Source organism: Streptomyces sp. NPDC001880, assembly GCF_053594575.1.
Genome location: NZ_JBSFET010000017.1, coordinates 1 through 18,430 on the forward strand (window position 1 = coordinate 1; position 18,430 = coordinate 18,430).

The 18,430-nt window shown below is 71.1% G+C and carries 16 protein-coding genes and 1 tRNA gene; 8 read left to right on the forward strand and 9 right to left on the reverse strand.

All coding sequences use genetic code 11. The annotated features are described in order from the left end of the window. Nucleotides 1–118 precede the first annotated feature (118 nt). The 5 genes from thrC to ACWCQ6_RS13035 all read right to left on the reverse strand — a co-directional run bounded on the left by thrC (nt 119) and on the right by ACWCQ6_RS13035 (nt 5,478). Complete coding sequence (gene thrC, locus ACWCQ6_RS13015; protein ID WP_451088432.1) at nt 119–1,189, reverse strand: threonine synthase; 1,071 nt, start codon at nt 1,187–1,189, stop codon at nt 119–121. 6 nt (nt 1,190–1,195) lie between these two features. Continuing rightward, nucleotides 1,196–2,497 carry a homoserine dehydrogenase gene (locus ACWCQ6_RS13020; protein ID WP_451088434.1) on the reverse strand — a complete coding sequence of 434 codons (1,302 nt, stop codon included), beginning with the start codon at nt 2,495–2,497 and terminating at the stop codon, nt 1,196–1,198. Nucleotides 2,498–2,592: 95 nt separating this feature from the next. Continuing rightward, nucleotides 2,593–3,984 carry a diaminopimelate decarboxylase gene (gene lysA / locus ACWCQ6_RS13025; RefSeq protein ID WP_451088436.1) on the reverse strand — a complete coding sequence of 464 codons (1,392 nt, stop codon included), beginning with the start codon at nt 3,982–3,984 and terminating at the stop codon, nt 2,593–2,595. 26 nt (nt 3,985–4,010) lie between these two features. Then, a complete protein-coding gene (gene nrtL, locus ACWCQ6_RS13030) occupies nt 4,011–5,009 on the reverse strand; it encodes an ArgS-related anticodon-binding protein NrtL (RefSeq protein WP_451088438.1) in 999 nt (332 codons plus the stop codon). 55 nt (nt 5,010–5,064) lie between these two features. Further along, nucleotides 5,065–5,478 carry a response regulator gene (locus ACWCQ6_RS13035; protein WP_451088440.1) on the reverse strand — a complete coding sequence of 138 codons (414 nt, stop codon included), beginning with the start codon at nt 5,476–5,478 and terminating at the stop codon, nt 5,065–5,067. A gap of 239 nt (nt 5,479–5,717) precedes the next feature. Here ACWCQ6_RS13035 and ACWCQ6_RS13040 point away from each other — a divergent pair. Next, nucleotides 5,718–5,789: transfer RNA gene (locus ACWCQ6_RS13040), tRNA-Arg, on the forward strand. 94 nt (nt 5,790–5,883) lie between these two features. On the opposite strand, the gene ACWCQ6_RS13045 is transcribed toward ACWCQ6_RS13040, so the two are convergent. The 3 genes from ACWCQ6_RS13045 to ku all read right to left on the reverse strand — a co-directional run bounded on the left by ACWCQ6_RS13045 (nt 5,884) and on the right by ku (nt 7,682). Next, complete coding sequence (locus ACWCQ6_RS13045) at nt 5,884–6,261, reverse strand: hypothetical protein (RefSeq protein WP_451088442.1); 378 nt, start codon at nt 6,259–6,261, stop codon at nt 5,884–5,886. Between the two features lie 108 nt (nt 6,262–6,369). Next, the gene (locus ACWCQ6_RS13050) at nt 6,370–6,567 is read right to left on the reverse strand and encodes a hypothetical protein (protein ID WP_451088444.1); all 198 of its coding nucleotides are present in this window, start codon (nt 6,565–6,567) and stop codon (nt 6,370–6,372) included. Between the two features lie 32 nt (nt 6,568–6,599). Next, the gene (gene ku, locus ACWCQ6_RS13055; RefSeq protein ID WP_451088446.1) at nt 6,600–7,682 is read right to left on the reverse strand and encodes a non-homologous end joining protein Ku; all 1,083 of its coding nucleotides are present in this window, start codon (nt 7,680–7,682) and stop codon (nt 6,600–6,602) included. A gap of 61 nt (nt 7,683–7,743) precedes the next feature. On the opposite strand from ku, the gene ligD reads away from it, so the two are divergent. From ligD to ACWCQ6_RS13085, 6 genes are all read left to right on the forward strand, one after another. Further along, complete coding sequence (gene ligD / locus ACWCQ6_RS13060) at nt 7,744–8,640, forward strand: non-homologous end-joining DNA ligase (protein WP_451088448.1); 897 nt, start codon at nt 7,744–7,746, stop codon at nt 8,638–8,640. A gap of 212 nt (nt 8,641–8,852) precedes the next feature. Continuing rightward, nucleotides 8,853–11,018 (forward strand): HEAT repeat domain-containing protein, encoded by a 2,166-nt coding sequence (locus ACWCQ6_RS13065; protein WP_451088450.1) that lies wholly within the window; start codon nt 8,853–8,855, stop codon nt 11,016–11,018. Further along, nucleotides 11,015–11,338 carry a zinc-ribbon domain-containing protein gene (locus tag ACWCQ6_RS13070; RefSeq protein ID WP_451088452.1) on the forward strand — a complete coding sequence of 108 codons (324 nt, stop codon included), beginning with the start codon at nt 11,015–11,017 and terminating at the stop codon, nt 11,336–11,338. Before ACWCQ6_RS13065 ends, ACWCQ6_RS13070 begins: the two co-directional genes overlap by 4 nt. A gap of 521 nt (nt 11,339–11,859) precedes the next feature. Then, nucleotides 11,860–13,239, forward strand: coding sequence for an FtsW/RodA/SpoVE family cell cycle protein (locus tag ACWCQ6_RS13075; RefSeq protein WP_451088454.1), 1,380 nt, complete (start codon nt 11,860–11,862; stop codon nt 13,237–13,239). Next, nucleotides 13,236–14,693 carry a peptidoglycan D,D-transpeptidase FtsI family protein gene (locus ACWCQ6_RS13080; RefSeq protein ID WP_451088456.1) on the forward strand — a complete coding sequence of 486 codons (1,458 nt, stop codon included), beginning with the start codon at nt 13,236–13,238 and terminating at the stop codon, nt 14,691–14,693. Before ACWCQ6_RS13075 ends, ACWCQ6_RS13080 begins: the two co-directional genes overlap by 4 nt. 162 nt (nt 14,694–14,855) lie before the next feature. Next, complete coding sequence (locus tag ACWCQ6_RS13085; RefSeq protein ID WP_451088613.1) at nt 14,856–15,929, forward strand: amidase family protein; 1,074 nt, start codon at nt 14,856–14,858, stop codon at nt 15,927–15,929. Between the two features lie 186 nt (nt 15,930–16,115). Here ACWCQ6_RS13085 and ACWCQ6_RS13090 read toward each other — a convergent pair whose 3' ends face one another. Then, a complete protein-coding gene (locus ACWCQ6_RS13090; RefSeq protein ID WP_451088458.1) occupies nt 16,116–17,225 on the reverse strand; it encodes a ferritin-like domain-containing protein in 1,110 nt (369 codons plus the stop codon). Nucleotides 17,226–17,402: 177 nt separating this feature from the next. Between ACWCQ6_RS13090 and ACWCQ6_RS13095 the strand changes: the two genes are divergently transcribed. Continuing rightward, the gene (locus ACWCQ6_RS13095; protein ID WP_451088460.1) at nt 17,403–18,338 is read left to right on the forward strand and encodes an AurF N-oxygenase family protein; all 936 of its coding nucleotides are present in this window, start codon (nt 17,403–17,405) and stop codon (nt 18,336–18,338) included. Nucleotides 18,339–18,430 lie beyond the last annotated feature (92 nt).

The window sequence follows — 18,430 nt, forward strand, 5'->3', positions numbered from 1 at the left end:
CACGCCGGGCGGTTACCTCTGGGGGGTGGTTGTGGTTTTGCAGAAGGGGGCAAAGGTCGCCCTAGTCCCCGTCGCGTCGGGCAGGCCCCGGGGCCTGCCCGACGGATCAGGGAGAGCCCTAGACGAGGCCCAGCTTCTGGGCGGCGGTGGCCGCGTCGACGGGGACCGTGACCGGCTGCGGGGCACCCGCGACGGCCCAGTCGGGGTCCTTGAGGCCGTTTCCGGTGACCGTGCAGACGATCTTCTGGCCGGGGTCGACCTTGCCCTCTTCGGCGGCCTTCAGCAGGCCTGCGACCGAGGCGGCCGAGGCGGGCTCGACGAAGACACCCTCCTGGGAGGCCAACAGCCGGTAAGCGGCCAGGATCTGGCGGTCCGTCACCTCATCGATGAAACCGCCCGATTCGTCCCGGGCGTCCAGCGCGTACTGCCAGGAGGCCGGGTTGCCGATCCGGATCGCGGTGGCGATCGTCGAGGGGTCCTTGACGATCTCGCCGCGCACGATGGGCGCGGAGCCGGAGGCCTGGAAGCCCCACATGCGCGGGGTGTGCGTGGAGACGGCATCCCCCGCGTACTCCTTGTAACCCTTCCAGTACGCGGTGATGTTACCCGCGTTGCCGACCGGGAGGACGTGGATGTCCGGGGCGTCGCCGAGCGCGTCGACGATCTCGAACGCGGCGGTCTTCTGGCCCTCGATACGGACCGGGTTGACCGAATTGACCAGTGCCACCGGGTAGTTGTCCGAGAGCGAGCGGGCCAGCGTCAGGCAGTCGTCGAAGTTGCCGTCGACCTGGAGGATCTTGGCGCCGTGCACCAGCGCCTGGCCCATCTTGCCGAGCGCGATCTTGCCCTGCGGCACGAGGACGGCGCAGACCATGCCGGCCCGCACCGCGTACGCGGCGGCGGAGGCGGAGGTGTTGCCGGTGGAGGCGCAGATGACGGCCTTCGCACCCTCCTCCTTGGCCCGGGTGATGGCCATCGTCATGCCGCGGTCCTTGAAGGAACCGGTGGGGTTGGCGCCCTCGACCTTGAGGTGCACCTCGCAGCCCGTGCGCTCCGAGAGGACCTGAGCGGGGACGAGCGGCGTACCGCCCTCACGAAGCGTGACGACCGGCGTCGTGCTCGTGACCGGAAGGCGGTCCCGGTACTCCTCGATGATGCCGCGCCACTGGTGGGTGCCCTTGCTGGTCATGGGTCCTTACTCCCCTTCAACACGCATGATGCTGGCGACACCGCGCACGGTGTCGAGCTTGCGCAGCGCCTCGACGGTCGCCGAGAGGTCGGCGTCGGACGCGCGGTGGGTGACGACGACGAGAGATGCCTCGCCGCCTCCGTCCGGTCGGCCTTGCTGGCGGACCGTATCGATGGATACGCCTTTCTCGGCGAAGACCGTCGCGACCTGGGCGAGCACGCCGGGCTTGTCGGCCACGTCGAGACTGATGTGATACCGCGTGACCACGTCGCCCATGGGGCTGACCGGCAGGCGCGTGTACGCGGACTCACCCGGGCCGGTGGCCTCGTTGAGCTTGTTGCGGCAGACCGCGACCAGGTCGCCCAGGACCGCGGACGCGGTCGGCGAGCCACCGGCGCCGGGGCCGTAGAACATGAGCTGCCCGGCCGCCTCCGCCTCGACGAAGACCGCGTTGTACGCCTCGCGGACGGAGGCCAGCGGATGGCTCAGCGGGATCATCGCCGGGTGCACCCGTGCGGTGACCGACTGCCCGTCGGCGGCGCGCTCGCAGATGGCGAGGAGCTTGACGGTGCAGCCCATGCGGCGGGCGGAGGCGATGTCGGCGGCGGTGACCTCGGTGATGCCCTCGCGGTGCACGTCGCCGATCCTCACCCGGGTGTGGAAGGCGATGCCGGCGAGGATCGCGGCCTTGGCGGCGGCGTCGAAGCCCTCGACGTCGGCGGTCGGGTCGGCCTCGGCGTATCCGAGTGCGGTGGCCTCGTCGAGCGCCTCGGAGTACCCGGCTCCGCTGGTGTCCATCCTGTCGAGGATGAAGTTGGTCGTGCCGTTCACGATGCCGAGGACCCGGTTGACCTTGTCGCCGGCGAGCGACTCGCGCAGCGGCCGTACGAGCGGGATGGCACCGGCCACCGCGGCCTCGTAGTAGAGGTCCCGGCCGTGCTGCTCGGCGGTGGCGTGCAACGCGGCGCCGTCCTCGGCCAGCAGCGCCTTGTTGGCGGAGACGACGCTCGCGCCGTGCTCGAAGGCGGTGGTGATCAGCTTGCGGGCGGGCTCGATGCCCCCGATGACCTCGATGACGACGTCGATGTCGCCCCGTTTGACCAGGGCCGTCGCGTCGGTGGTGATCAGCGCGGGGTCGATGCCCTCGCGCACCTTGGAGGGCCGGCGCACGGCGACACCGGCGAGCTCGACCGGCGCGCCGATGCGCGCGGCGAGGTCGTCGGCGTGCGTCGTCATGATGCGCGCCACCTCTGAGCCGACCACTCCACAGCCCAGCAGCGCCACCTTCAGCGGACGCGTACGCATCATCCGACCTCGTTTCCTTTACATCTGATGTGTGGACCAGTCTCACTCACCGGACGGGAGTTTCTGTCACTCGTCCGGATCCTGAGACATCTATTTCATCAACCGACATCGAGACGCAGGAGATCTTCCTCCGTCTCGCGCCTGACGATGACACGTGCCCGACCGTCGCGCACGGCGACGACCGGCGGACGCAGGGCGTGGTTGTAGTTGCTCGCCATGGAACGGCAGTACGCGCCGGTGGCGGGCACGGCGATCAGGTCGCCGGGGGCGAGGTCGGACGGCAGGAACGCGTCCTTGACCACGATGTCGCCGCTCTCGCAGTGCTTGCCGACGACCCGGGCGAGCATCGGCTCGGCGTCGGAGGTGCGCGAGGCGAGCGCGACGGTGTACTCGGCGTCGTACAGCGCGGTGCGGATGTTGTCCGACATGCCGCCGTCGACGCTGACGTAGGTACGCAGCCCTTCCAGGGGCTTGATGGTGCCGACCTCGTACAGCGTGAAGGCGGTCGGGCCGACAACGGCGCGCCCCGGCTCGACGGAGATCCGCGGGGTGGCGAGCCCGGCCGCCTCGCACTCGCGGGTCACGATGTCGCCGAGTGCCTTGGCGATCTCGTGCGGCTCGCGCGGGTCGTCCTCGGAGGTGTACGCGATACCGAGCCCGCCGCCGAGGTCGATCTCGGGCAGCTCCACCCCGTGCTCGTCGCGCACCTCGGCGAGCAGCTGCACCACGCGCCGGGCGGAGACCTCGAAGCCGGCCATGTCGAAGATCTGCGAGCCGATGTGCGAGTGGATGCCGATGAGCTCCAGACCGTCGAGGGTGAGCGCCCGGCGCACCGCTTCGGCGGCCTGTCCCCCGGCCAGCGCGATTCCGAACTTCTGGTCCTCGTGCGCGGTGGCGATGAACTCGTGGGTGTGCGCCTCGACGCCGACGGTCACCCGGATCTGTACGCGCTGCCGCTTGCCGAGCCGCTGCGCGATGTGCGCGACGCGGGCGATCTCCTGGAAGGAGTCGAGCACGATGCGCCCGACGCCGACCTCGACGGCCCGCTCGATCTCCGCGACGGTCTTGTTGTTGCCGTGGAAGGCGATGCGCTCGGCGGGCATCCCGGCGTCCAGCGCGCAGGTCAGCTCGCCGCCGGAGCAGACGTCGAGGTTGAGCCCTTCCTCCTGGAGCCAGCGCACGACGGCGCGCGAAAGGAAGGCCTTTCCGGCGTAGAACACGTCGGCGCCCGGTCCGAAGGCGTCGGCCCAGGCACGGCAGCGGGCCCGGAAGTCGCTCTCGTCGAGGAAGTAGGCGGGGGTGCCGAACTCCTCGGCCAGCCGTGCCACTCCGATCCCGCCGACGGTGATCGCCCCGTCCTCGTCGCGGGTGACGGTACGGGCCCAGACCTTCTCGTCCAGGGCGTTGAGATCGGCGGGCGGGGCGGTGTAGTGCCCCTCGGTCATGACATCGGCGTGACGGGGCCCGGCGGGGTGTGCGGATCGGCTCATGGTGTTGCTCTGCTCTCTCGGATCTCTCAGAGGACTTCGGGTGCGCTGATGCCGAGCAGGGACAGGCCGCCTGCCAGCACCGTCCCGGTGGCTTCGGCAAGAGCCAGCCGGGAGCGGTGGGCGGCCGAGGGTTTCTCGTCACCGACGGGGAGCGGCGAAGCGCTGTCGTGGAGGTCGAAGAAGGCCAGCGCGAGGGCTTCCAGCTGCCGGGCGATCCGGTCCGGCTCGCGGTGCCGGGCGGCGGCGGCGAGCACTCCGGGGTGATCGGCGAGCAGCGCGCCGAGCGCGGGCGCGTCCACGCTCTCCTCGTACACCGCGCCGAACCCGAGCTGCCGGGCGCCACGGCCCAGCGCCCGGATCCGGGCGTGTGCGTACCGCACCCGGAACAACGGATTGCTCTCCTGCTGCACGAGGAGCTCGCCGCTCCCCGTGCTCCGGGGCCGGTCGTGCGGGGCGGCCCGCAGCAGGGCCCAGCGCGCGGCGTCGCTCCCGAGCCGCTCGAAGAGATCCCGGTCGGCGGCCGGCACCGGCATCACGTGCAGCGCCTCCCTGCCCGCCGTCCGCTCTCCGACCTCGGCGCCCTGGGCCCGGAGCAGCCGCTCGACGGTCTCGGTGACGACCCGGGCGCGCAGCTCCCCGACGGGCGCGAACGAGACCGCCGCCCCGGCGAGGGCGTCGCCGTGTCCGTACGCCGTGCCCTGCTCGGCGACGGTCCGCACCAGCGTGTCGAGGCCGCGCGCTCCGGCCTGCAGCGTGAAGTTCAGAAATCCCGGCCCGGTGACCTCGACGTCCTCGATGCCCGGCGCGCCCAGCATCCGTGCCCGGAGGATCTGCGCCACGTCCCTGGCGGGCAGCGCGGCGGGCCCGGCCAGCTGGAGGGCGACGGCGCAGGCGTACTCCCCGCGCCCGCCGGGGCGCGTCCGCTCCACCCGCACGCGTGCGGGCACGGGCGCGCGCAGGGCGTCCTCGTCGACCGCGCGGCGCACGGCGTGCAGCACGGTCCTGGAGAGATCGGCGGGGGTCACAGGACAAGCGTATGGGAGGAAAGGGGGCACCCCGCGACCCGGTTTCGCCATGCGGTCACCCCGCAGCACGCTCCGCAGTCCCGGCTCCCTGCCTGCCGTCGAGCGACGGCGGGTCGTCCCGTTCCATCAACTGCCGTACGAGCCGCACCATCTCGGTCGGCTCGAAGGGCTTCGCGAGGAAGGCGTCGACCCCTGCGGCCAGCCCGCTCTCCACCTCGTACGCCGTGCAGGCGCTGATGATCGCCACGGGCAGATGTCTGGTCCGTGGATCGGAGCGCAGTCTGGCGGCGGTCTGCAGACCGTCCAGCCTGGGCATGACGACATCGAGCGTGATCACATCGGGACGGACCCGATGCACCAGATCCAGACACTCGACACCATCGGCCGCGGTCACGACCTCGAAGCCCTCAAGCTCGAGGTTGACCCTGATCAACTGCCGGATGACCTTGTTGTCGTCGACAACAAGCACGCGGCCACACGCCCCTGACACACTCCGAGGGTAGGACTGACTCCGTGGCTGCGTCCGGGTTTTACCCACTTCCGCCCCCGGACGAGTGGCGCGAGGGGTGGCCGAATGCATCCGGAACGCACCGCACGCCCCCTCCACCCGGCCCGCGCAGCCGCTCCGCCCGACCCGGAAATACCTGTTCACGGACACCCCTCGGAAGCTGGTAGTGTTTCACCCGTCGCCGAGCAACACAGCGATACGCCCTCGTAGCTCAGGGGATAGAGCATCGGCCTCCGGAGCCGTGTGCGCAGGTTCGAATCCTGCCGAGGGCACTTCCGAGAGATTCTCCGAACAGCGGAAACGCTGATCGGAGGGTCTCTTTCGTCATGGGCGCGGGCACGGCCGGTCTGCGGCGGTCCGTACTGGCTACGGCCCCACGTCGTCCGGCCCGTCGGAGCCGATCTGTTCGGCCCGCAGTGCCAGGTCCTGGAGCACATCGGCGGAGGAGACATCCGTCTGCCCGGAGTCGTGCACCTGGGCCAGCATCGCGAAGGCCAGGGTGAACGCACCGACGAGCTGCTCCACCGCTCCGCCGACCTCCCGGCCGACGAGCGTCGCGACCTCTTCGATCGAGGCGTCCTCGGGGATGGAGATCCGGGGCATCGTCTCGTTGAGGAGTACGGTCACCACGCTGGAATCGGTGTCCAGATCGTCGCGGTCCACGTTCTCTTCGAGCAGCCGACGGATCTCGCCCGCCTCCGTGAGGATGCCCACCACCCGCTTCACCACTTCGCTCTGCTCCATCCAGCGAGCATAGGCGCGCAGCGGTGCGGGTGGTGATCAATCGGCGTCCCTGCCGCCGTCGTGATGTGCCGGCATCGGCCTCTCGACCGGTTCGGGCCCGCCATGTACTCAGCACGGGAACGCCTGCCCCTGGTGCGTCGTCGCCCCGGCGGGCCGGGGCACAGGGGCGGCTCCCGGGGCCGACAGCTCCGCCCAGACCGTCTTTCCGATGCCGGCCTGCCGCCCGTCCACGCCCCACTGGTCGGCCAGCGCGTCGACGGGCTGGAGACCGCGGCCGGTCGCTTCGAACGCGCCGGGGCGCTGCATCCGTGGGCGCCCCGCCTCACGGCCTCAGGGCGTCAGGCCGAAGCGCGCTTGCGGGAGGCCGTCTTCTTCGCCGTCGGCTTCGGGTCCGAGGCCGCTGCGGCCTTCTTCGCCGATGTCCCCGCACCGGTCCTGGCCGCCTGCTTCTTCGTCGACCGTGCGGAGGTCTTCTTGGCGGGCGCCCGGCTCGACGCAGACTTCTTCGTGGCCGCGGCCGTCTTCTTGGCGGCCGTGGCGGCCTTCTTCTTCGCCCCGGTTCCGCCGGACTTCTTGCGGCCGGTGAGGGAGGTGACCTCGGCCACCGGGGCATTCGCCGACTCCTCCCCGGCCTCAGGCTCCTCGCCCCGTGCCTCCTTCGCCGCCCGGACGCTGCTCTCCAGGGCCGCGATCAGGTCGATGACCTTGCCGCCGGAGTCGGCCGGGCCGGCCGGCTCCGGCGTCCGGCCCTCCGCCTTCGCGGCGATGAGCTCCTCGACCGCCTCGCGGTAGTCGTCGTGGAGCGAATCCATGTCGACCTCGCCGAGGGTGTCCATCAGCGCGTCGGCCAGGTCGAGTTCGGCGTCGCGGACCTTGACCTCGGCCTGAGGGGCGACGCCCTCGGGGCTGCGGATCTCGTCCGGCCAGAGCAGTCCGTGCATGGCGATCACGTCGTCGACCACCCGCAGCATGCCGAGCCGTTCGCGGCCGCGCAGCGCGTACTTCGCCACGGCGACCTTCTGGCTCCGCTTCAGCGCCTCACGGAGCAGGGTGTACGGCTTGGCCGCCGGGACCCCGTCGGCGGAGAGGTAGTACGCCGCATCCATCTGGAGCGGGTCGATCGAGGCGGCCGGCACGAAGGCCACGATCTCGATCGTCTTGGCCGTGGGCAGTGGAAGCGAGCCGAGGTCCTCGTCGGTGATCGGGATCATCGAGCCGTCGGGCTCCTCGTACGCCTTCCCGATCTCGGCGGCGGTGACCTCCTGCTCGTCGATCTCGCAGACCTTGCGGTAGCGGATCCGTCCGCCGTCGGCGAGGTGGATCTGGCGGAAGGAGACCGAGTGGTTCTCGGTGGCGTTGACCAGCTTGATCGGGATGCTGACCAGCCCGAAGGAGATGGCGCCGTTCCATATGGACCTCACCGTTCACCCCTTGTGTCCGTGTGGATACCTATAGGTCCGTGAATCGTGTGATTCTTATCGTATGACGCCGATCACAGAGGTGGAGGGGCGGCGGCTGGCGCTCAGCAATCTCGACAAGGTGCTGTATCCGGCCACCGGAACCACCAAGGGCGAGGTGCTGCACTACTACGCGGCCACCGCCGCGGGGCCTCTGCTCACCCATCTCGACGACCGGCCCGTCTCCTTCCTGCGCTATCCGGACGGGCCCGACGGACAGCGCTTCTTCACCAAGAATCCTCCGCCGGGTACGCCGTCCTGGGTACGGACCACCCCGGTGCCGCACCACGAGGACAAGAAGGCCAGGCAGGTGGTCGTGGCGGATCTGGCCTCGCTGATGTGGGCGGCCAATCTGGTGGTGGAGTTCCACACCCCGCAGTGGCGGGCCGGTGCTCCCGGGCTCGCCGACCGGATGGTCTTCGACCTGGACCCGGGCGCGCCCGCGACCGTGGTGGAGTGCTGCGCGGTGGCGCTGTGGCTGCGCGAGCGGCTGGCGGCGGACGGGCTGCGCGCGTACGGGAAGACGTCCGGGTCGAAGGGGCTGCATCTGCTCGTACCGCTGGAGCCGACCCCCGCCGATCGGGTGTCGGCCTATGCGAAGGGACTGGCCGTCCAGGCGGAGCACGAGCTCGGGGACCTGGTCGTGCACCGGATGAAGCGGGCGCTGCGGCCGGGGAAGGTGTTCGTCGATTTCAGCCAGAACGCGGCGTCGAAGACCACCGCCACCCCGTACACGCTGCGGGCCCGGCCCGAACCGACCGTCTCCGCGCCCGTCACCTGGGCGGAGATCGAGGGGTGCCGGACGCCCGGGGAGCTGGTCTTCCTGGCGGGCGGGATGGGGGCGCGGCTGGAGCGGTACGGGGATCTGCTCGGGCCGCTGGCCGATCCGGACGGGGCCGGACGCCTGCCGGACGCGCGGTAGTACCCCAAAGTCCGCCAACGGGGCATCGGCCGACCATTTCTGACGCCTTGACACCCAAAGGGGACCGTTTCGCGTCGGTCCACCGATAGCGCATGGCATGGGCGTTTGTCATGCTCGCCAGGAAAAGACCGCACGTGGAGGGCGGATCGTCCGACCCTGGTGCACACTCCTCGCAGACACTGCTTCGTTGAAATGCGTGGGGAGGCGATGGGGTGTTCGCTGGGATCGACGAGGTCGACTGGGCCTCGATGGAGCATGCCTACGGACCGGCCGGTGATGTGCCCGCGATGCTGCGGGGGCTGGCGTCCGCCGATCCGGCGGAACGCGAGCAGGCACTGGACGGGATGTACGGGGCGGTTCACCACCAGGGTGATGTGTACGCCTGCACGCTGGCCAGCATTCCTTTCCTCTTCGAGCTCGTCGTGAATCCGGGGATCCAGGACCGGGGCAGCATCGTCGAGCTGCTCACCAGCATCGGCGGCATCGATCTGGACGAGGACGACGAGGACGAGATCGACGAGGACGAGATCGAGGGTGCGGCCAACTACGCGATGGCGGCGACCGCCGTCACCGCGGGCGCCGGGGTGTTCTTCGAGCTGATGGCCGACGAGGACCCGGGGGTACGGCTCTGCGCGCCACTGGCGCTCGCCGCGCTCCACGGCCATCCGGACAGGGTTCTCGCACTGCTGCGCGAGCGGCTGCCGATCGAGCCGGACGAGGAGGTGCGGCTCGCCCTGGTCGAGGCCGCGGGGCGGGTCGCCCTGCGCCACCGGCTGCTGGCCGGGGAGGCGGCGGCCTGGCTGAGCCGGCTGGGCGGCGAGGGCTTCCCGCCGGGGCTGCGGCTGGCCGCGCTGGCCCAGCTGGCGCGGTGCGCGCCGGACGCGCTGCCCGGCGATGTGGTGCGGGTGGTGACGGGCCTGCTGCGGCAACTGCGCTCGGCGCCCGCGCGCCGGTCCGGGACGGCCCCGGCGGTGGACGCCCAGGCCGAGGCGGTCGCGGCTGTCGAGGCGTGCCCGGACGCGGCCGCGGAGCCGTCGGCCGAGGAGCGGGTCGCGCCTGTGACCCGGGTGGGCCAGTTGCGGGCGCCGGCCGGCGAGGAGGCCCCGGCGTCCGCCGCCCCCTGGACGGCGGATCTGCTGCGCACGCTGCACGTCGGGCTCGACGACCGGGTCGCCGAGCGGACGGCGCTGCTGACGGACCAGCTGCGCAGCCCGGACCGCCGGCAGCGGATCGACGCGCTCCGGATGAGCGGCGGGCTCATACGTGCCTGGCGGGGCTCGTACGAGGAGCTCGTCCGACTGGTCGGCGAGCAGCTCGCCACCCCCGATCCGCTGCCGGCCGAGGCGGCCTCGCACGTCCTGGAGGAGCTCTTCGGGCTGGCCGCGCCCGCCGCCGACGCGCTGGCGGCGCGGGTGGCGGCGGATCCCGGGGCCTGGGTGCGGGACTGGCCGAGCGGGCCGCCGGCGCTGGGCAGTGCGGTGAAGGCGCTGGCCAGGCTGGGCGACGCCCGTGCCGTGCCCGCGCTGGCCGCCGCGCTGGAGCGGCCCGAGGTGCCGCACGACGTGGGGTTCGCCATCGACTGCCTCGGGGCGGCGGCGGCCCCGCTGGCCGAGGCGCTGCGCCGCAGGCTCGGCGAGGTCCCGCTCGACGAGCGGGCGCACGACCGGGCGGGCCCGCTGCTCACCGGCCTGGCCGCGCTGCGGGCCGACGAGGCGATGCCGGAGGTGCTGCGGGTGCTGCGCGGTGTTCCGGAGTACCGGGGCGAGTGGGTGCGTACCGCGGCGCTGCGGGCGCTCGGTGCGTTCGGGCCCGCCGCGCGCGGTGCCGTGCCGGAGCTGCGGGCGCTGCTGCAAAGGCCCGGGGCCACTCCGGCGACCGAGGCCGCGAAGGCCCTGTGGGCGGTCGAGGGGGATGCCGGCGCGGTGCTGCCGGTGCTGATAGAGGGTCTGGGGGCGGAGCGCGTCCATGAGGTGCGGTGCGCGGTGAACGCGCTGGGCGGGCTCGGGCCACGGGCCGAGGTGGTCGCGCCGAGGCTGCGGGCGCTGCTGGGGCACGAGGAGCTGTGGCTGCGGGTGGACGCGGCGGTCGCGCTGTGGGAGGTGTCCGGGCGGTCCGACGAGTCCGTGCCGGTGCTGCTGGCGGCCTGGGAGGAGAATCGTCATGCGCGCGTCCGGGTGGCGGAAGGCCTGGCGCGGATGGGTGCCGCTGGTGCAGGGTCGGATGCGGCACGCGTGCTGCGCGCCGAACTCGCCTCCGTACGCCGTCACAACGCGATGGACGGCGGGTACGGCAGCCACGACACCTACGAGGACGAAAAGCTGCTGGCGCTCTGCCGGCAGGCGCTTTTGCGGAATACGGGGAAGGGGCCCACAACATGATCATTTTCGGTACGCGAGGTTATCTGTACCAACTGGCCGTACTCACGCTGGTCTGCGGCTGGTGCGGCAACCCGGCCGCGCACACGCTGCGCAAGAGGGTCACGAAGTTCACGCTGTTCTTCGTGCCGCTCTTCCCCTTCTCGACGAAGTTCGCGACCCAGTGCACCTTCTGCGGCGGGGAGCAGCAGATCCCGAAGGAGCAGGCCGAGCAGCTGCTGGCACAGCACACGGCTCCGCAGCAGGGCAATCCGTACGGGCAGCCGCAGGGTCAGCCGGGGTACGCGCCGAACGCGCAGGGCCAGAATCCCTACCAGAGCTGATACGCAGCTGCGTCATTACCGGAATGAACGCTCACGCTCGCACTGAACCGGAATGAACGCTCACGTTCGTACTGAATAGGCGTTACAAGCTTCCTTCCGAACAGGGTCATGAGATCTGGACCCCGGGAAGGGAGAGAGCCATGCGTCCGCTCAGCCGGGTGCGGTGCCGTACGGCGGCGGCCCTCGGGAGGCGCCGTCGGCATGGCGCCGCTGACCGGCCGCTGCCACGGTCCCGGGCTGACCATCGCCGCCGGGCAGGCCGCGATGACCGGCACCGGCCCGGTCTTCCGCAACGCCCCGGACGGCGGGGCGGTGACCCGGGTGACGCTGCCCGAGTACTCGGCACCGGACGGCGGGCCACCGGAGCCCATGGCGAACCGAAGTCCGCCCCTCATCACGGGGAGCAACGGAGCAGCGAGTGGCGGGCAGACGCTCACCGCCATGCCGTCGGAACCATGCCGTCGGACATACTTGCTACGACATAAGGGAAATACACACCCGCTCTTGCTACGTTGCCTGGCATGACCGCAACGACGGCGGACGCACCCCCGCCCGATCTACGGCTGCCCAAGCGGCGCGGAGTCGAGCTGCTGCTCCTCGTCGGAGCCGTCCTCATCCCCGTCTACGGCTACGCCGCCGTCGGTCTGGCCAAGAACGACGCGGTCCCGCCCGATGTGGCCGGCTACGGCGCGGGCCTGGGGCTGCTCGCCCTCCTCGCCCATCTCGCGGTCCGCTTCCGCGCCCCGTACGCCGATCCGCTGCTGCTGCCCATCGCCGTACTGCTCAACGGGCTCGGCCTGGTGCTGATCTACCGGCTCGACCTGGAGACGCCGAAGGATCAGGCGGCCCCCACCCAGCTGGTCTGGTCCACGCTCGGTGTGGCGCTGTTCATCGCGGTGGTCGTCTTCCTGCGCGACCACCGGGTGCTCCAGCGGTACGCGTATCTCTCGGTCGCCACCGCGCTGGTCCTGATGATCGTGCCGATCTTCTTCCCCGCGGTGAACGGCGCCAAGATCTGGATCCGGGTCGGCGGACTCTCCTTCCAGCCGGGCGAGTTCGCCAAGATCCTGCTCGCCGTCTTCTTCGCCGCCTACCTCGCCGCGAACCGCCACGCGCTCGCCTACACCGGCCGCCGGATCTGGAAGCTCCAACTGCCCACCGGACGGGTGCTCGGCCCGATCGTGGCGATCTGGCTGCTCAGCGTCGGCGTGCTGGTCCTGGAGCGCGACCTGGGCACCTCACTGCTCTTCTTCGGCCTGTTCGTGATCATGCTGTACGTGGCCACCGGCCGGACCGGGTGGATCGCGGTGGGGCTGGTGCTCGCCGCGGTCGGCGCGTTCGTCGTCGGCTCCCTCGAACCGCACGTGCACAGCCGGGTCCAGGACTGGCTCGACCCGTTCGCCTCCATCGAAGCCGGTCAGGGCCCCAGCCAGCTGGCCCAGTCGCTGTTCGCGTTCGCCGCGGGCGGGATGCTCGGTACGGGGCTCGGCCTCGGCCACTCCATCCTCATCGGCTTCGCCGCCAAGTCGGACTTCATCCTGGCGACGGCGGGCGAGGAGCTCGGGCTGACCGGGCTGACCGCGATCTTCCTGCTGTACACGCTGCTGGTGGCCCGCGGCTACCGGGCCGGCCTCGCCCTGCGCGATCCCTTCGGGCGCCTGCTCGCGATCGGTCTCGCCTCGATCCTGGCGCTCCAGGTGTTCGTGATCGCGGGCGGGGTGATGGGGCTGATCCCGCTGACCGGCATGGCGATGCCGTTCCTCGCCCAGGGCGGTTCGTCCGTCGTCACCAACTGGATCATCGTGGCGCTGCTGATCCGGATCAGCGACCAGGCCCGCAGACCGCAGCCCGGTCACACGGAGACCGGAATCATCGCACCGGTCACGGAGGACGAGCGGTGATCCGCTACATCCGCCGGGCCGCCGCGCTCCTTCTGCTGCTGCTCGTGGCACTGCTGCTGAACGCCGCCCGCATCCAGGTCTTCGACGCCGACAGCCTCAACAACAATCCCGCCAACCGCCGCCTGACGATCGCCCGTTACGACCAGCCGCGCGGCAACATCCTGGTCGGCGGCAGGTCCGTGACCGGTTCGAAGGACACCGGCGAGCAGCTCGCGTACGAGCGCACGTACGTCAACGGCCCGCTGTACGCGCCGGTGACCGGCTACGCCTCGCAGACGTACGGCACGACCCTGATCGAGAACGCCGAGGACTCCATCCTCTCCGGCACCGACTCGATGCTCGCTCCGTTCCCGCTGTGGAACGAGATCACCCGCACTCAGCAGCCGGGCGGCAATGTCGTCACGACCATCAAGGACTCGATGCAGCGCGCAGCCTTCGAGGGGCTCGGCGGACGGCGGGGCGCGGTCGCCGCCGTCGAACCGTCCACCGGGAAGATCCTGGCGCTGGTCTCGACCCCCTCGTACGATCCCGGCCTGCTCTCGGGCACCGGTTCGTCCGTCACCGACGCCTGGGCGCTGCTGAACGCCTCGCAGAGCCAGCCGATGCTCAACCGGGCGATCCGGCAGACCTATCCGCCCGGCTCCACCTTCAAGATCGTGACGGCGGCGGCGGCGCTCGACTCGGATGTCGTCACCGATCCCGACGCGGAGACCGACACCCCGTCCCCGTATGTGCTGCCGGGTACGTCGACCACGCTGCCCAACGAGGCGAGCGGCTGCGAGAACGCCTCGCTCGCCGAGGCGATCCGGGTCTCCTGCAACACGGTGATGGCGGATCTGGGGGTACGGGTCGGGCTCGACGGCATGGTGGACGCGGTACGGAAGTTCGGCTTCAACGACACCGGGCTGAAGATCCCCTCGGGGGTGGCGAGGAGCAACTTCGACACCGAGATGACCGAGGACCAGCTGGCGCTGTCGTCGATCGGGCAGTACGACACGACGGCGACACCGCTCCAGATGGCGATGGTGGCGTCCGCCGTGGCCAACGGGGGCGACCTCAAGTACCCGTATCTGGTGGACCGTACGACCACGCACAGCGGCACGACCGTCCACCGGAACGGCTCGCGCACCTACCACGAGGCGATGAACCCGCGGACGGCGATGGAGCTGCGGAAGATGATGGTCGACGTCGTGGAGAACGGCACCGGGTCCAACGCCGCGATCGACGGGGTGACGGTCGGCGGCAAGACCGGCACCGCGCAGCACGGCATCGACAACTCGGGCAGCCCGTACGCCTGGTTCATCTCCTGGGCCCAGTCGCCCGGTTCGGGACAGCCGGCCGTCGCGGTCGCGGTGGTCGTGGAGGACGCCGCGGCGAACCGGGCGGACATCAGCGGCGGCGGCAGCGCGGCCCCGATCGCCCGTTCCGTCATGGCGGCGGCCCTGCGAGACTGACCGGATGACTGAGGCCGGGACTGTGCGGTGGATGAAGGGCGGTCAGGGCGCGGCGTCCGGTGCGGTGCGTCGCAAGGCGCCGGAGCGTCCTGGCAGCGGAGCTGTTCGGACGCTCCGGCAACGCCGCGAGGTGCCCTGCCGGACGCCGCGGCCCCGGCCGTGATCCGCCGCACAGTCCCGAGCGGCGTGGGCCGGGCGCTGGAGCGCATCGGACGGGAGGATCCCCGGCTGTGCGCGTTCATCGAGGTGTGGCCCGAGCAGGCGCTCGCCGAGGCTGAGCGGGCCCGCGGGCTCCCGTTGGCCGGGATGCCGTTCGCGGTCAAGGGGCGTACCGGCATCCGTTCGTATGCGGCCCGGCGGCTGATCGAGGCCGGCGGGGTGCCGGTCGGCGCGACCTCGGTGCCCGGCCCCGGCACGCACTGGCAGACCTGGGGGCTGGGCGCCCACGGCCGCACGGTCAACCCGTGGCGCTCCGACCGCACCCCGGGCGGCTCCTCGGCGGGCTCGGCGGTCGCCGTGGCGGCGGACCTCGTGGGGCTGGCGACCGGCAGCGACGGGGCGGGGTCGGTACGGATCCCGGCGGCGTGGTGCGGGGTGTTCGGCCTGAAGACGACGAACGGTCTGCTGCCCTCCCCCGACCGCACCGGGCTGGCCTCCGCCGGGGTGTTGACCCGGTCGGCCGCCGGGGCCCGCACGTATCTGGCCGCCGTCCTGGGCGACTGCGAGCCGGTTCCGCCCGCCCTGCCCGTACCGGCGGTCCTCAGCCCCGATCTGGGGTTCGCCGATGTCGACCCGGAGGTCGCGGCGGTCGTCCGGCGGGCGGTGGGGCGGCTCGTGGCGGCCGGGGTGGTGCGGCTCGTGGACCGTACGTGCGAGCTGCTCGACCCGCGAGAGGCGTGGCAGGCGGTCCGGGGCGGGTCGCCGTCCCCGCACGCTGCGGAGATCCGGCACGCCAACGACATGGCGCTGGACGCATTGTTCGCCCGTACCCCGCTGCTGCTCACACCGACCACGCCCAACCGCCCGCACGGCCACGACGGTCCGGGCGAGCTCTTCTCGACCGCGCTGACCTGGGCGTTCAATCTGAGCGGCCATCCCGCGGCCAGTGTCCCCGCCGGATTCACGGCGGACGGCTGCCCGGTCGGGCTCCAGCTGGTCGCACAGCGCAGGGCCGATGTCCCGCTGCTCGCCATGGCCTGTGCGGTGGAGGAGGCGCTGACCACGGTGCGGCCGTGAGGCACAACCCCGCGCAGCGGCTCTGTGGTGGGTACCCACGGGCGAACGGCCGACGGCGCGGAACGCCGAGGAACACCCTGCTGCGTCCGCGCGAACACGGGCCCACTCCGAGGGCGTTCACCCCGCGTCGGCCGTTCCCGGCGCCGGCCGCGACCGACTGACCGACCGGTTCGGCCGTCCGCCCGGTCAGTCTCGCGGTGCGCCCTGCGCTATCGCCTCCTCGACCTCGGCGACCCTGGCCCGTTCCTCCGCCTCGAACCGGTCCCGGTCCAGCTGTTCGGCCATCTCCTCGTCCTGGGCCATCAGCAGGTCCAGGTTGGAGTCGCCCAGTTCGAAGACGCCCATGTCGATGTAGGCCTTCTGGAGCCGTTCGCCCCACAGGCCGATGTCCTTGACGCACGGCACTATCCGGCTGAACAGCAGCTTGCGGAAGAGCTGGAGGTACTCCGAGTGCTCGGAGAGCTCCTTGGCCTCCTGCTTGCCGATGCCGAAGTTCTCCAGTACCTCGACGCCACTGAGCCGGTCCCGCATCAGGTAGCAGCCCTCGATGACGAACTCCTCGCGCTCGCGCAGTTCGGCGTCGCTCAGCTGCTTGTAGTAGTCGCGCAGCGCCATCCGCCCGAACGCGACGTGCCGGGCCTCGTCCTGCATGACGTACGCGAGGATCTGCTTGGGCAGCGGCTTGGTCGTCGTGTCGCGGATCATGCCGAAAGCGGCCAGGGCGAGCCCTTCGATCAGGACCTGCATGCCGAGGTAGGGCATGTCCCAGCGGGAGTCGCGCAGGGTGTCGCCGAGCAGCCCCTGGAGGTTGTCGTTGACCGGGTAGAGCATCCCGAGCTTCTCGTGCAGGAACCGGCCGTAGATCTCCGCGTGCCGGGCCTCGTCCATGGTCTGGGTCGCGGAGTAGAACTTCGCATCCAGGTCGGGGACGGACTCCACGATCCTGGCCGCGCAGACCATGGCGCCCTGCTCACCGTGGAGGAACTGGCTGAACTGCCAGGAGGTGTAGTGCTTGCGCAGCTCTCCCCGGTCCTTCTCGGTCATCTTCGCCCAGTGCGGGGTGCCGTGGAGAGTGAGGGCCTCGTCGGGGGTGCCGAGCGGGTCGGCGGGGTCGACCTCCAGGGACCAGTCGATGCGCTTGTTGCCGTCCCACTGCTTGTCCTTGCCCTTCTGGTAGAGGGCGAGCAGGCGTTCGCGGCCGTCGTCGTAGTCCCAGCTGAAGCGGGCGGCGCCGGAGGCGGGTACCTGCCACAGCGATGCTTCGGGGGCGGTGGTGTAGAGGTCGTGTGTCGACACGGACGGCTCCTTAGCCTGGCACGCTTCGGCAATTCCCTTGGCAGTTGCGTCAGTTGGCAGGTTCACACGCTGGTAGACACCGGGTCAACAAGTCGTGCGCAAGGGATTGACGGCCTTACTGACGTGGAGTCTCATAAGAAGTGACCGCCGGTAACCCATGTGCGAGGTGCCCCCAGCATGACCCCAGTGAGCGAACGCGACGTCCAACTGCTTCGCGACGCACTCGGCCCGCTCCGGGACCGCGAACAGATCGCCGAGCGGCTGCTCGACTCCTCAGCCAAGCACTCCTTCGACCCGGACAAGGAACTCGACTGGGACGCGCCGGTCGAGGACGGCAAGTGGTTCTGGCCGCCCGAGCTGGTCTCGCTCTACGACACCCCGCTGTGGCGGAGGATGTCCGAGGAGCAGCGCATGGAGCTGTCCCGGCACGAGGCCGCCTCGCTCGCCTCGCTGGGGATCTGGTTCGAGATCATCCTCATGCAGCTGCTGGTCCGGCACATCTACGACCGGCCGGTGACCAGCAATCACGTCCGCTACGCACTCACCGAGATCGCCGACGAGTGCCGGCACTCGATGATGTTCGGCCGCATGATCAAGTGGGGCGGCTCGCCCGACTACCCCGTGCCGCGCGTCTATCACAACCTCGCGCGGGTGCTGAAGACCATCTCCACCACCCCCGGTTCGTTCGCCGCGACCCTGCTCGGCGAGGAGATCCTGGACTGGATGCAGCGGCTGACCTTCCCGGACGAGCGCGTCCAGACGCTGGTGCGGGGCGTGACCCGCATCCATGTGGTCGAGGAGGCGAGGCACGTCCGCTACGCCCGCGAGGAACTGCGCCGCCAGATGGTGACCGCCCCGCGCTGGGAGCGCGAACTGACCCGGCTGAGCTGCGGCGAGGCGGCCCGCGTCTTCTCCGTCTGCTTCATCAACCCGCGGGTGTACGAGAACGTCGGCCTGGACCGCCACGAGGCCGTCGCCCAGGTGAAGGCGAGCGGCCACCGGGCGGAGGTCATGCAGTCGGGCGCGAAGCGGCTGACGGACTTCTTCGACGACATCGGGGTGCTGAACGGAGTGGGACGCAGGCTGTGGAAGCGCTCCGGCCTGCTGGCCTGAACCGGCCCGGTGCGAGCGACAGCCCTCAGGGCCTGTCCGACGGATCAAGGCCGGGGTCACGGCGTCCGGCACGGCGCCTCGCTGCGTCGCCG